Source organism: Enterococcus sp. 4G2_DIV0659 (assembly GCF_002140715.2).
GTDB lineage: Bacteria > Bacillota > Bacilli > Lactobacillales > Enterococcaceae > Enterococcus_L > Enterococcus_L mansonii.
This window is the reverse complement of sequence record NZ_NGLE02000001.1, coordinates 1,027,917-1,040,601: the sequence shown is the minus strand read 5'-3', so window position 1 is coordinate 1,040,601 and position 12,685 is coordinate 1,027,917. Positions and strand designations below refer to the sequence as shown.

General features: G+C 35.7%; 15 protein-coding genes. 10 read left to right on the top strand and 5 right to left on the bottom strand.

Annotation, left to right across the window (positions count from 1 at the left end; translation table 11 throughout):
- The 5 genes from cobA (at position 1) to A5880_RS04915 (ending at position 4,086) form a co-directional block, all read left to right on the top strand.
- Complete coding sequence (cobA, locus tag A5880_RS04935; RefSeq protein WP_086331316.1) at positions 1 to 987, top strand: uroporphyrinogen-III C-methyltransferase; 987 nt, start codon at positions 1 to 3, stop codon at positions 985 to 987.
- Positions 988 to 1,010: 23 nt separating this feature from the next.
- Positions 1,011 to 1,796, top strand: coding sequence for a formate/nitrite transporter family protein (locus A5880_RS04930; RefSeq protein WP_086331317.1), 786 nt, complete (start codon positions 1,011 to 1,013; stop codon positions 1,794 to 1,796).
- 47 nt (positions 1,797 to 1,843) lie between these two features.
- Complete coding sequence (gene hemC, locus A5880_RS04925) at positions 1,844 to 2,752, top strand: hydroxymethylbilane synthase (RefSeq protein WP_086331318.1); 909 nt, start codon at positions 1,844 to 1,846, stop codon at positions 2,750 to 2,752.
- Positions 2,749 to 3,420: a uroporphyrinogen-III synthase gene (locus tag A5880_RS04920; protein WP_086331319.1), complete on the top strand. Its 672-nt coding sequence runs from the start codon at positions 2,749 to 2,751 to the stop codon at positions 3,418 to 3,420. Before hemC ends, A5880_RS04920 begins: the two co-directional genes overlap by 4 nt.
- 132 nt (positions 3,421 to 3,552) lie before the next feature.
- On the top strand, positions 3,553 to 4,086 hold the full coding sequence (locus tag A5880_RS04915) for a dihydrofolate reductase family protein (RefSeq protein WP_086331320.1): 534 nt from the start codon (positions 3,553 to 3,555) through the stop codon (positions 4,084 to 4,086).
- Positions 4,087 to 4,217: 131 nt separating this feature from the next.
- Here the strand turns inward: A5880_RS04915 and A5880_RS04910 are convergent, their stop codons facing one another.
- Positions 4,218 to 4,835 (bottom strand): CPBP family glutamic-type intramembrane protease, encoded by a 618-nt coding sequence (locus A5880_RS04910; protein ID WP_086331321.1) that lies wholly within the window; start codon positions 4,833 to 4,835, stop codon positions 4,218 to 4,220.
- A gap of 354 nt (positions 4,836 to 5,189) precedes the next feature.
- Between A5880_RS04910 and A5880_RS04905 the strand changes: the two genes are divergently transcribed.
- Positions 5,190 to 5,636, top strand: coding sequence for a CopY/TcrY family copper transport repressor (locus A5880_RS04905; RefSeq protein WP_086331322.1), 447 nt, complete (start codon positions 5,190 to 5,192; stop codon positions 5,634 to 5,636).
- A gap of 35 nt (positions 5,637 to 5,671) precedes the next feature.
- Positions 5,672 to 5,872, top strand: a complete 201-nt coding sequence (locus A5880_RS04900; RefSeq protein ID WP_086331323.1) for a heavy-metal-associated domain-containing protein — start codon at positions 5,672 to 5,674, stop codon at positions 5,870 to 5,872.
- Positions 5,873 to 5,999: 127 nt separating this feature from the next.
- Here the strand turns inward: A5880_RS04900 and A5880_RS04895 are convergent, their stop codons facing one another.
- The 3 genes from A5880_RS04895 to A5880_RS04885 form a co-directional block, all read right to left on the bottom strand.
- Complete coding sequence (locus A5880_RS04895) at positions 6,000 to 6,470, bottom strand: GNAT family N-acetyltransferase (RefSeq protein ID WP_086331324.1); 471 nt, start codon at positions 6,468 to 6,470, stop codon at positions 6,000 to 6,002.
- A gap of 204 nt (positions 6,471 to 6,674) precedes the next feature.
- Positions 6,675 to 8,057, bottom strand: a complete 1,383-nt coding sequence (locus A5880_RS04890) for a PH domain-containing protein (RefSeq protein WP_086331325.1) — start codon at positions 8,055 to 8,057, stop codon at positions 6,675 to 6,677.
- 12 nt (positions 8,058 to 8,069) lie between these two features.
- A complete protein-coding gene (locus A5880_RS04885) occupies positions 8,070 to 8,444 on the bottom strand; it encodes a GntR family transcriptional regulator (RefSeq protein WP_086331326.1) in 375 nt (124 codons plus the stop codon).
- A 144-nt stretch (positions 8,445 to 8,588) separates the two neighbouring features.
- Here A5880_RS04885 and A5880_RS04880 point away from each other — a divergent pair, with 144 nt between their 5' ends.
- From A5880_RS04880 to A5880_RS04870, 3 genes are all read left to right on the top strand, one after another.
- Positions 8,589 to 9,917 (top strand): C1 family peptidase, encoded by a 1,329-nt coding sequence (locus A5880_RS04880; protein ID WP_086331327.1) that lies wholly within the window; start codon positions 8,589 to 8,591, stop codon positions 9,915 to 9,917.
- Between the two features lie 898 nt (positions 9,918 to 10,815).
- Complete coding sequence (locus A5880_RS04875) at positions 10,816 to 11,151, top strand: DMT family transporter (protein WP_086331328.1); 336 nt, start codon at positions 10,816 to 10,818, stop codon at positions 11,149 to 11,151.
- Entirely contained in the window at positions 11,148 to 11,462 is a 315-nt protein-coding gene (locus A5880_RS04870) for a DMT family transporter (RefSeq protein ID WP_086331329.1), read from the top strand. Before A5880_RS04875 ends, A5880_RS04870 begins: the two co-directional genes overlap by 4 nt.
- Positions 11,463 to 11,634: 172 nt before the next feature.
- Here the strand turns inward: A5880_RS04870 and A5880_RS04865 are convergent, their stop codons facing one another.
- The gene (locus tag A5880_RS04865; protein ID WP_086331330.1) at positions 11,635 to 12,684 is read right to left on the bottom strand and encodes a chitinase; all 1,050 of its coding nucleotides are present in this window, start codon (positions 12,682 to 12,684) and stop codon (positions 11,635 to 11,637) included.
- Between the last annotated feature and the right edge of the window lies 1 nt (position 12,685).

Below are 12,685 nucleotides of genomic sequence, written 5' to 3'. Positions count from 1 at the left end.
ATGGGTAAAGTTTATTTTGTCGGTGCAGGGTCAGGTGATCCGGAGCTATTGACACTTAAGGGGAAACGATTGCTGGAGTCAGCGGATGTTATTATTTATGATCGACTCGTACATCCCGTATTATTATATTTGGCTAAAGATTCAGCGCGTTTTATTTATAGTGGAAAGTATCCCAAAAATCATGTGTTAAAACAAAAAAATATCAATCAATTGCTTTTAGAAGAAGGTGGAAAACACCAAAGCGTCGTTCGCTTAAAGGGGGGCGATCCTGGGATTTTTGGTCGTGTGGGTGAAGAAGTTTCAACACTTCAAGCTAAAGGAATCAGTTATGAGATCGTACCAGGTGTTACTGCTGCATCAGCTGCTAGTAGCTATAGCGGTATTCCGCTGACACATCGTGAGTATAGCAGTAAAGTAACCTTGGCAACTGCTCATCGACAGGCGGGGGAATCGATTGATTTCAAAGGACTAACAGAAAATGGAACGATATGTTTATATATGGGCGTGGAGCGGGTAGAAGACACTCAGCGTAAGCTTTTAGAACAAGGTGTCTCACCCAATTTACCAGTAGCAATCGTTGAATGGGGTAGCTTAGGTCGTCAACGCACAATGACAGCATCGATTCAAACGATGGTAGAAGCAATTGAAAACTATCAACTCCAAAATCCCTCATTGATTATTGTAGGCGAGGTTGTTTCCTGTCGTAAGGGTGCAGAGTGGTTTGAACAATTGCCGCTATTTGGACAAAAAATTTTGTTGCTTGATATCGAAAAAATCGATTTTGAAATAATTCTATCCTATACACAAAAAGGAGCGGATGTCTATGCGATTCAAGTTGGCGAGCAAAGAGATCTGCGCTTTGATGAGGTACACCGTTGTTATTTAAGGGATCATTCTTTTGATGAAGTTGTTTATCTAGATCAAAACTTGAAGAACATGTATATAAAAGAATTGGATAGTTTAAATGTAAGAGTTCGCAAACGATAATTTAAATTAAAGGAGATAAATAGATGGGTTCACTTCAACCACCAGAGATAGTCGATGTTACGATTGAAAAAGGAGTTCAAAAAGCGCGTGCAAGCTTTTTGACTTTAGCAGTATTAGGATTTTTAGCAGGGGTGTTTATCGCTGTTGCAGGGATTGCCATGATTCGGGCGATGGGAACGATGCCAAAAGAGTGGGGAACACTTGTAAATGTGATTGGCGCAGCAGTGTTTCCGTTTGGTCTGATTTGTTTGTTATTGGCTGGCGGAGAATTGGTTACAGGGAATATGATGGTTGTTTCTATGGCGTTATTTGCTAAAAAAATCAACGGGAAAGAATGGCTGAGAAATATTGTGATTGTGACGCTTTTTAATTTAATTGGGTCGTTATTTGTTGCTTATTTCTTTGGGTATCTAAGTGGAGCATTACAGGGAGATTTTGCTGAGCGAGCGATTCAAGTTTCTCTTGGACGTACCAAGGATACCTTTTTACAAGGCTTTCTTTCAGGAATTGCCTGCAACTTTTTAGTCAGTACGGCTGTCTATCTGAATTTTGCTGCTAAAGATTTTATTGGAAAAATCGTCGGTATTTTCTTACCTATCATGGGTTTTGTGATTTGTGGATTTCAGCACGTGGTCGCTAATATGTTTTTGATTCCGATGGGGATTCTTTTAGGCGGCAATACATGGGCGGCTTTTGGACAAAATATGATTAGTGTGTATCTGGGGAATATTATTGGCGGAGGCTTTTTTGTAGCTGGGCTGTATTTTTTAGCCTATAAAGTTGGCACAGGTCAGTTGTCAAATAAGTAAAATCTAGTATGATTAGAAGATAAGAAAAGATAAAGGAAGTAAGTAAAATGAAAACCGTCCGAGTCGGCACCAGAAAGAGTCCGTTAGCGATGAAGCAAACCACGATTGTTTTAAATCTACTGAAAAAAGTTCATGGAGAGTTTCCCGTTGAAATCGTTCCGATGACGACGAAAGGAGATCAAATGCTTTCAGTCAGTTTATCTAAAATTGGCGGAAAAGGCTTGTTTATCAATGAAGTAGAGCAAGCATTATTAGCAGGGAAAATCGATTTTGCTGTCCATAGCTTAAAAGATATGCCAGCTAAAATAGCGGAGGGACTGACACTAGCAGCTATACCTGAGCGAAGTGATCCAACCGATTGTTTGATTTTTCGGGAAGTCACTTCATTGGCTGAATTGCCGCTTGGTGCCAAAATAGGAACAAGTAGCTTGCGTCGTGAATTTCAAATGAAAAATTTACGCAAAGATATACAAGTTGAATCCATTCGAGGGAATGTCGGAACACGTTTAAAGTGGATGGAAGAACAACAATTAGATGGGATTGTTTTAGCTACAGCCGGGTTAAAACGTTTGAACTGGTTTGATAAACCTTCTTACCCTTACTCAATTTTGACTAGTGAGCAGTGTATACCTGCCGTTGGTCAAGGAGCTTTAGCTGTAGAATGTCGCAGTGAAGATTATGATATGCTTAAGTTTTTGACCCCTATCAATCACACAATTACTAAAAAGTTGGTTATGGAAGAACGAGCCTTTTTAGCGATGCTCAACGGCAATTGTGATATTCCGATCGGTGCATTCGCTTGTCAGGAGAAGGATGGCTACCGCTTTTCTGGTTTTCTCGGCGATAGGAAACTGCAGCAATCTTTTACGCAGACCCTTGTAGTTCAGAAGTTAGCAGGAGTTGGAGGCCGAGTGGGGGAAAAATTATTGAAAGAGATGACTAGGGAAACTACATGAAAAAAGTTCTTTTAACGCGTTTAATTGAAGATAATCAAGAAGATCGCGTATTTTTTCAAGAAAAAGGGTTTGATATTTTAGAGATTCCGTTGCTTACTTTGAAAAAAAGAGAATTAGGACTGTCTTTTGAAAAACAGCTAAAGCAAAGTGAATGGGTCTTTTTGACAAGTCAGCATGCAGCAGAGTTTTTTTTCCGCCAATCAACGATCGATGATTTAAGGACGAAAAAATTCGCAGTTATCGGCGCAAAAACTGGTCAAGTTCTTATAAATAACCGTGTAAAGATTGATTTTCAAGCACCGATGCCAACCAAGCAGCATTTATTTGATGCATGGGCAGCTTATTACAAGTCACCAACAACGATTTATTATCCTAAAAGTAATTTGGCAGACAGAGTCGGAGAAAGGAAATTAATAGAAATGGGGCATCGTTTGTTTACACCGGTTCTTTATGATAATTTCTTTTCTGATGAGAGCCGACAACAATTAAAAAATTGTTTAGTTACTGAAAAAATCACAGCAGTTTATCTAGCAAGCCCTTCTTTGTGGCGACGATTTTTATCTGTGTTTATTGAAACTGGGCTAACGAAAATGCCAGAATTATACTGCCTTGGTCAAACGACACGACAGGCAATTATTAAGGATGGCTATAAAGTAGTCATAAAATAAAACATAGTTGGAAGGGGGAATCATTTTTCTTTTAACTATGTTTTTTTATTGAACAAACTAGTTGACTAGAAAAATAAAACCAGTACAATGAATAGTTCAGAGTGTCTTTGTGAAAGAAGGGAGAGATTTTTAATGAGTAGAGAAGTTATTTTATACATTGCTGCAAGTCTGGATGGATATATCGCAGAACTTGACGGCAGCATCGATTTTTTAGGCGGCGGTATTGAATTGGTCGAAGAAGATACGAGTTATCAAGAGTTGATGGAGAAAATCGATACAGTCGTAATGGGGCGTACCACGTATGATCAAGTCGTTAACGAGCTATCACCAAATGAGTATCCTTACGAGGAGCAAACGTCTTATATTATCACCAGTCATCCAGAAGAAAATACGGAAAACCTTCTCTTTACGAGGCAAAATCCAGTTGAATTGATTCAAGAATTAAAAGAACAAGAAGGAAAAGCGATTTGGGTCGTAGGTGGCGGCAGCATCATTGCTCCTTTAGTAGAAGCCAATTTGATCGATACCTATATTCTCACCACCATTCCAACGATTTTGGGAGACGGCATTCCTTTATTCAATAAATTCGATGGTCCGGTGAATTTAAACGTAGAGCAAGTCTATGTAAAAAACAATATGGTGTATACAACTTATTCAAGAAAATAAAGTGAACTGTGCTTAAACAAACTAAAACAGTAAGTAATCTGTCAAAGTTAAACAATAGCATTGGCAGAAAAATAACCAATCAACTGAATCCAGTCATTAGACAAAAGATAGATTCAGTTGATTATTAATAATCACATAGCAACTGATAAAGCAATTAAATCAATTAGTACATGAGCGATCCATGATCCCCAAATACTTTTTCCTGTTTTTAGATAGACAATATTTAAAATTAGTCGAGCAACGCCCTGTAAAAGTAAAACATGTGCTAGTGTAGAAAACCAAGAACCATCCCAATAAGCAGGGATATGTAAAAGACCGAAAATAAGAGCACTTAATAACGTACTTGTGCTAAGAGAAAGACCTTTACTTTGTGCACCTTCAAGTATGCCGATGCCTAATAATTCTTCTCCCATTAACATAAAAGGCAGCATAAAAATAATCGCGTTCAAATGACCATTAGCAGGGTTTGCAGCCCAATGGAATCCTAGAAAGTTGGATAAGAGTCCAATCAGTATTCCAACAACAAAATAGCTAATGACAGCGATTGGAATCGTCCATAATTTGCGTGGAACACGAAAAGCAGCTAGGCTATTTTTTCCAAAAGCTAATGCCCAAGCAAGCACACCACCAGCAAAAAGTCCCCACCAAAGCCAAGAAAAACTTAACAGTCCCCAAAAGCCAACAAGCATCAATAAAGCACCCATAATAAGTCCAGCAGTTGAGCTTTGCATAGTGTCAGTTGTTTTCATATATACCTCCTTATTTTATATACTTCAGAAAAACCAGATAAAACTATTCTAAAAAATCTTTATGACTTAGTATAGTATTTATTAAGAAATTCACCAAAAGATATGATCGTTCTATATAAAATAAGATAGAGCTTAAAAAATTACATAAAGTAACATGGAATGAAAGAACGCATGACTGACGGGTATTATTTTATAAGTACAGTACAAAATAAGGGGTGGAAATTTAGCGAATTACATAGCGAGTAAAATCTCTCTTTTGACAAATCAAAAGAAAAGAGCTATTATTAATACATAGTTTGACTACATATGTAGTTTCATCCTTTTAAATACTACGGCTAAAAAGGAGACTTTTTTATGTCAGATAAGAAAAAAGGACTAAATATTACCGATGCAGAATGGGAAGTCATGCGAGTTGCTTGGGCTTCTGGAGAAACGACCAGTAAGGAAGTTACAGAGATTCTTAACGAAAAGACTGAATGGAAAAGCACCACAGTCAAAACGTTACTAAGTCGTTTAGTTGACAAAGGAATGCTGGGAACAACGCGTAATGGAAACAAGTTCACCTACTTGCCATTAGTTGAAGAGCGTAAAAGTATTGAAGCTGTTTCAGAAGAAATGCTGTCTAAGATTTGTAGCAAAAAAGTCGGTAAAGTTCTTGAATCAATGATCAATGATAGTCTATTGAGTATTAATGACATTGACCTACTGGAATCGATTCTAAAGAACAAGCGTAAAACAGCAGTGAAAGAAGTACCGTGCAACTGTACACCTGGACAATGTCAGTGTCATTTGGTTCATTAAGGAAACACAAATAAAAAATTGAAGGAGTGTCTATGATGGAAAAAACAGTAACAATTAATGGAATGAAATGTGATGGTTGTGTCACAATCGTGAAAGAAAATTTTGAAAAAATTACAGGGGTTCAAGTGGCTAGTGTTGATTTGGAAAATAAATCAGCTTCTGTCACTAGTGATAGAGAAATTTCCAACGAAGAACTTCAAGCAGCATTATCTGAAACAAAATTTATTGTTGCATAACTATAAAAAAACATCTGTTTGGGAACGATCTTAAGCAGAAAATAAGCGGCTATGACGAAAATCCTTCGTTCAGCCGCTTATTTAACTTTCGAGTATCTGAGGATATCTCAAATATTCCTAACTTATTTTATTTTTCATAAACCATTAAATAGTTGATCAGCAATACATTACTACGATAATTATTTCTTTGTTCTACAACGACAAATCCAAGTGACTCAAAAAATGGTTTTGCAGTAATGGATGAATGGACAGTAATTTTTTTTGCCCCTGCCTTAAGTGCGTGATCAATCAAATTTGTCGCTAGTTTTTTCCCAATACCATAGCCAATCCACTCTCTATCTACATATAAATACTCAAGATAACCTGAATCTGAAATACTACCGAAACCAAGCATTTTATTGCCTAATTGAGCAATACATGTATACGAAGATGAGAACGTTTGGTCCAATTTTTTATCATCAGGTATTGACTGAATCCATTGCTCGATTTGTTTTTCAGTATAATCTTTTTTATTGATTGCACGTACAGTTGTATTGAATAAAGTAACCATCGCCTGTAAATCTGATTGTTGATAGTCTCTTAGTTTGAATCCAATCATTGTTATTTCACTCCTATTCGTTATAGTTTAGTTTAATCATACTGATCGAATATGTCAAAAGGATAATCTAAAAAAACGAACTATTTTGATTTATTTGTCAATTTTGGTTATTAGATGAGAAATAATATTAGTGAAAATAGCTAAAAAGGTTGGGATCAAACGCAATTTTCATAGAAAAAAGTCGCTGACCTCAACCTTAAGTCGTTACTTGTTTATTTTTTTTTGAATCTCGTGATAATAGTTTTTAGTTAGCTTGCTGTCTTTATTTGTATAGTAGTAAAACTTATCTTTCGTTTGGATTCTTAAAATCGGTTGTTTATTTTTAAGTACAAGCAAATAAGCTGGTTTATTGTCTACTTGAAATTCGCCGGTCAGATAATTTTCTGTTGCAGTACCATATACTCGAATGAAATCTTTTGGCATCGTATCCAATAATTCCACACTTTCGATGTCTTTCCAAGCAATTTTTCTACTTTGAGACAAAGGAGCAGATAAAGAAACCGTTGTACGAGAAGTAGATAATTGAAATGGATTGGCTGAAAAATCACTAATCAGCATTGGAATACTAGATGCAATCAATGCAATCAATACTAAAATTCCTACAATCCCCATACTTAATTTTCCGCCCAAATTGCCTAAATTTGTCGAAATATTCATTCCCACACGATCAGGAACAAGAATTCGTTTATCGTTTGGATTGATATAAATACCGTATTTCCAATATTGATCTTCATCGTTATAACGATATTCTTGCGCCAATGAAATCAATTGATCTTGTTTTTTTCTAGATGAGAACAAATAATAAAATGTGAAAAACACGAATGCAAGAATAAAGAAGGCATAACCAATAGTAAGCATCATCATTTGTTCATATGGAATGGTAATGGAAGCAGCCGGCATAAAAGCTAAAGGACTCATAACTAGTGCAGAAACAGCCATTAAAACAGACCAATGATGCCGCATTAGATCATTAACTTGTTGGTTGATTGTTTCGTCACTTGTTAACGGTTTAACTGGAAAACGAGCAATAAAGTAATAGAACGCTAAAAACATTCCAACTATACCAATCGAAACAAGAGCAATAATCCATGAGCCATTGGCTAAATCAAGTACGCTAAAAGAATAAAGACAACCGACAATAGTAAGCAAAATACTAGGTAAAAACCACCAGACTGAAATCAATTTTCGATTCTTATTTGCGACAAGTTTTGTATCAACGAGTATCGGACTGGTTGGCATAGTCCAATTATTTTGAACTTTCACAGTGGTCATTTTTCGAATGTAGATGACCTGTAAGTAAAAAGAAGTGCCGATAAAGCCAAACATTTGCACTAAAAAATAAATCAAAGTTAATGAATCATAAGGAATAACGATGATCGGTAGTGCAATAATAGAGAAAATAAACGCGCATTGCAACAATCTTTTTTTATAAGTTGTGCTTACAGTAAGCACTTGCTGATCTTGTAGTTTTTCTTTAGGCAATGTTGTTTCTAAAATAATATTTTTATGAGGATTTGCAGGTATTCTTTGAGCAAACGCCATTAAAAAGTTGACTCCGACGAGTATTAAATATAAAAATAAATTCATTTTATCCACCTTCTATTGTTCGAATTTTTGATACGTCTGTTTTATCTGTTGTAATAGCTCACTTTCGGGTACTTGATGAATGTATGCTTCAGCTAGTAATAATTCTAAACTGTCTGAAAAATGCTGTTGAAATGAGAGCGTAGCTTCTTGTTTTGGAGCTATCTTCGTTCCATTCCGTCGATCGGTTACAATATATCCATCATTTTTCAATAAAGTGTATGCCTTTGAAACAGTCATCATATTTACACCGATTTCATCCGCCATTTGTCGCACGGAAGGAAGCACCTCATTTGGTTGTATCTCATTTTTAGCGATTCCTAGGATAAGTTGATTACAAATCTGTTGATAAATAGGGATGTCACTTTGGCTATCGATTTCTAATAACATGTTTTCACCTCTTTTGTTCTTTGTATTGTACATAGTAATACACGTGATGCAAAAAAGCAATGTTTATTTTGTTAAAGACTTGAGGGATTGAACATTCAGGCATATAATAATGAAGAAATGTTATGAGTGAAAGGATGAATCAATATGTCAGCAATTGAACCAAACGTGACAAAAAAATTCTATGATACATTTATGAACAATAATAAAAAAAACGCTTTACAGCGCGGAGTTGTTAAAAATGGAATTACCGCTTCTGCACAAAATCAGAGTGCCGAAGTAACAAATGTACCTGTTTTTTCAGTAGATATCACAACTGGCAAAGTAGCAAATCAAAAACAAAGCGGTCGTTGCTGGATGTTTGCGGCGTTAAATACATTTAGACACAAAATGATCCACAGTTTTAATTTAAAAGATTTTGAACTTTCGCAGAACTATACTTTTTTCTGGGATAAATATGAAAAATCCAATTATTTTTACGAAAATATTATTGCAACGGCCGACCAACCGTTAGATAGCCGAAAAGTTGCTTTCTTATTAGCAACGCCGCAACAAGATGGCGGCCAATGGGATATGATCGTCTCTCTTTTCCAAAAATACGGTGTTGTACCTAAAACCGCAATGCCTGAAAGCAGTAATAGTTCAAACTCTCGTGATTTAAATAATTACTTAAACAAAAAATTAAGAAAAGATGCAACAATTTTGCGTGAGCTAGTAATAAATGGGGAATCTTCTGAGAAAATTCAAAAAAGAAAAGAAGGAATGTTAGAGGAAGTCTATCACTTTTTAGCGATATCATTAGGAACACCACCAGAAACATTTGATTTTGAATACCGAGATGAAGAGAAAAATTATCACTTGGATCAAGGGTTAACACCACAATCATTCTATGATAAATATGTTGGTGTCAATCTGGATGATTACGTAAGTGTAATCAACGCACCTACAGCTGATAAACCATACAATCAGACTTATACTGTAGAAATGTTAGGAAATGTGGTTGGTGGTAAAGAGGTAAAATATATCAACGTAGATATGACTACATTCAAAAAATTAGCTATTGCTCAATTAGAACAAGGAGAATCCGTTTGGTTTGGCTGTGATGTAGGTCAATCTTCTACGAGAGATACTGGGATTATGGCTTTAGATGCTTATGATATGAATGATTTATTTGATATTGATTTTACGATGACTAAAGCACAACGCTTAGATTTTGGTGAAAGTTTGATGACCCATGCGATGGTTTTAACTGGAGTAGATGTGGTTGCTGGTGCTTCTACAAAATGGAAAGTCGAAAATAGTTGGGGTGAAAAAGTCGGGGATAAAGGATTCTTTGTAATGAGTGATGAGTGGATGGATGAATATACGTATCAAATCGTTGTTCGTAAAGAATTATTATCGCCAGAATTACAAGAAGCGTGGAAACAAGAGCCAACAGTTTTAGCACCTTGGGATCCAATGGGCGCATTAGCATAATAAAAAAGACAAGACTCGCAAAACGTATTAAAGGATTTGGAGCAAACGAGATAGACTTAAAAAGGACTGGACAAGCATTCTTTTTACCCTGATTAGGCACCGTCTTTTAAAAAGTTCTTAGTATGTTATGATTTGCCTATAAAAAAGAAAGACGCTGATATTACTACCGCCTAAAGTAAGTAACATCAACGTTAACCGATTCACTAAGAATCTTTTTTTGATGAATTAAGTGTATCATATGTTGATTGAATTTACAAAATCATGATGCCTGAATTTTCAGAAAAACTTATTTCGAGAACGTTTCTTTATATTTGGAAATTATCCCTATAATAAAATCAGGCTATTTTTGTTGGAATAATTGAGCTGTGAGTCTATCTAAAGTACCATTAGGTTGGGGGATCATTCATTTTAGGAACAATAGTTAGCTAGTGCATTAATTTATTAAGTTTTTTTTAATAATTAATTACGTATACAAATCTATTGCTAATTGGTTTGTTATAGAGTAGAATGGGAATCAGTTTTATAAACGTAAAGTCAAAATAAATAACTTTAGATAAGAAACGCCGGTTACTTATCAATAAAAGTGTGAACCAATTATTCTTAGGCCTTAGATAGAATAATTGATTGGCACTTTTTTTGTTATCTAGCGAGAAGAGCTAGCCTTTCGGGAAAAAGATAAAAATAAAAAGGAGCAAAAAGCACTCCTCATATTTTTCCTATTTTCCATTCAAGGCTGGACGAGCTCATCTAGCTTTTAGATGTTATCTAGCGAGAAGAGCTAGCCTTTCGGGAAAAAGATAAAAATAAAAGGAGCAAAAAGCGCTCCTCATATTTTTTCTATTTTCCATTCAAGGCTGGACGATTTTACTGTACTTTTAAATTTTAAGGAGGAGTTTCTATGAACAAAGATTGGTTAAAATTAATGATTGGTGCTTTTTTCGAAGTATTATGGGTGATTGGCATGAAATACAGTACGACTTGGTGGGAAATTTTGTTAACTGCTTTGCTGATTTTGATTAGCTTCTATGCGTTGATTAAAGCCGGAGAAACTTTACCAGTGGGGACAGCTTATGCAGTATTTGTCGGTTTAGGGACTGCAGGAACTGTTATCACAGGAATTCTATTCTTTGGTGAAGAATTCAGAATATCCAAAATTTTATTGATTGTTGTGTTATTGATTGGTGTTATAGGATTGAAAGTTGTAACAGGTGAGAAAGGAGAAACAAAAAGATGAGTTGGTTATTTTTAATGATTGCAGGGATTTTTGAAATGTTAGGTGTTGGATCAATCAATCGTTTTAATGTAAATAAAGACAAAAAATCTTTATTATTGTTGTTTCTAACGTTTGGTAGTAGTTTTCTTTTTCTTTATTTAGCTATGGAAAGTTTACCTATGGGTGTTTCTTATGCTATTTGGACAGGTATCGGGGCTGCTGGGGGAGCTATTTTAGGCATGATTTTTTATGGAGAATCTAAAGATTGGCGCAGAATTGCTTTTATTGGTGTGATTTTAGCGTCTGTGATCGGATTAAAATTGATTGGTTAAGTAGTGAAATAATAAAGACTGTTTGGAGAAAAAACTCAATAAGTGATCAACCTACAAGCAACTGCCATCATCTTTAGTATGACAGTAAATACATGTAGGTCGATCACTTTATTTTCATTCTGATTGGTGAAGACGATAGTCCTCATGGAGGATTGTTTCGTCCTCTTATTTACTATTGTAAAAGTTGAACATATCTATTAGCAAATTCGTTGTTATAAGGAACACCACTGGAATTAGTCCCTACATCCCAATTAGCAGACCAAGTCATTAACCCTTTGATTGGGTTTCCGTCTTTGGCTAATTGACCAAACGTTTTATAAACAGCCGTTGGATCAATGACATACCCGCTTCCGGCACCATCGTTGTTGGCAGGAAGACCAAGCACCAATTTATTATTTGGAATCTTCAAGAATGTTCGCGTGCCATGAATCATTGAGTCAGACATATAATAAAGAAATTCATATTTCAACGCATCATTGCTTTGTGGAATCCATTTATTGATCTCGTCCACCCAAACGCCATCCCCACCTTGATTGTATAGCTGAGGTGCAATATAGTCATAATAGCCATCTAGGGAAGTTAGGTATTTTTCATATGCGCCTCCTGGTTTTAAATAGGGAAATTCAGGTGCCATTGTAATAGTGAATGTTTTTCCTTGTGCTTTATAGTAGTCTTTAACTTTTTTCAACGCTGTTGGAATAACGGTTTGATTGTCTCCAGCAGTAATCGCTGACTGTTCTAAGTCAATATCTAATCCGTCAAATCCATACGTCTCTACTTGGCGAATAATTTCATCAGCAAAAGCTTGCTCATCCCCAGTTTTCAATTGGATATGTGCATCTGCACCACCTAAAGCAAGTAAAACAGTTCGCCCTTGACTGTTGAGTGCTCCTACATCTTTACGAAAATCTGCATCTGTTTTATTGTAAGGTGCGAATGTTGGAATACGGTTAATCCCGTCACTTTTCATAAAAGAAACAGGAACAACATTGTACGCTTTGTTTACTTCTGCTAATGAAATATTGGCAGAAGTTCCTTGTTTGTAGCCATCTTTTCCTTTAGAAGCCCAATTGTGCCAATAACCAACAAGGACTTTTTTGTTCGTAACATTGACCATCTCACTTGCAGAATCGGCAGCATTCACAGGTGTTGTTACAAATATATTTGCAGCAAGGATACCCGAAAGTAATAAAAAATGAGGAATAAGTTGTTTGATTTTCATA

Coding starts and splice junctions, on each gene's coding strand:
- A5880_RS04930 (WP_086331317.1), top strand. CDS start 1,011: ATGGGTTCACTTCAACCACCAGAGATAGTCGATGTTACGATTGAAAAA.
- A5880_RS04895 (WP_086331324.1), bottom strand. CDS start 6,470: ATGATTGGATTCAAACTAAGAGACTATCAACAATCAGATTTACAGGCG.
- A5880_RS04875 (WP_086331328.1), top strand. CDS start 10,816: ATGAACAAAGATTGGTTAAAATTAATGATTGGTGCTTTTTTCGAAGTA.
- A5880_RS04920 (WP_086331319.1), top strand. CDS start 2,749: ATGAAAAAAGTTCTTTTAACGCGTTTAATTGAAGATAATCAAGAAGAT.
- A5880_RS04870 (WP_086331329.1), top strand. CDS start 11,148: ATGAGTTGGTTATTTTTAATGATTGCAGGGATTTTTGAAATGTTAGGT.
- A5880_RS04905 (WP_086331322.1), top strand. CDS start 5,190: ATGTCAGATAAGAAAAAAGGACTAAATATTACCGATGCAGAATGGGAA.
- hemC (WP_086331318.1), top strand. CDS start 1,844: ATGAAAACCGTCCGAGTCGGCACCAGAAAGAGTCCGTTAGCGATGAAG.
- A5880_RS04910 (WP_086331321.1), bottom strand. CDS start 4,835: ATGAAAACAACTGACACTATGCAAAGCTCAACTGCTGGACTTATTATG.
- A5880_RS04915 (WP_086331320.1), top strand. CDS start 3,553: ATGAGTAGAGAAGTTATTTTATACATTGCTGCAAGTCTGGATGGATAT.
- A5880_RS04880 (WP_086331327.1), top strand. CDS start 8,589: ATGTCAGCAATTGAACCAAACGTGACAAAAAAATTCTATGATACATTT.
- cobA (WP_086331316.1), top strand. CDS start 1: ATGGGTAAAGTTTATTTTGTCGGTGCAGGGTCAGGTGATCCGGAGCTA.
- A5880_RS04885 (WP_086331326.1), bottom strand. CDS start 8,444: ATGTTATTAGAAATCGATAGCCAAAGTGACATCCCTATTTATCAACAG.
- A5880_RS04890 (WP_086331325.1), bottom strand. CDS start 8,057: ATGAATTTATTTTTATATTTAATACTCGTCGGAGTCAACTTTTTAATG.
- A5880_RS04900 (WP_086331323.1), top strand. CDS start 5,672: ATGGAAAAAACAGTAACAATTAATGGAATGAAATGTGATGGTTGTGTC.
- A5880_RS04865 (WP_086331330.1), bottom strand. CDS start 12,684: ATGAAAATCAAACAACTTATTCCTCATTTTTTATTACTTTCGGGTATC.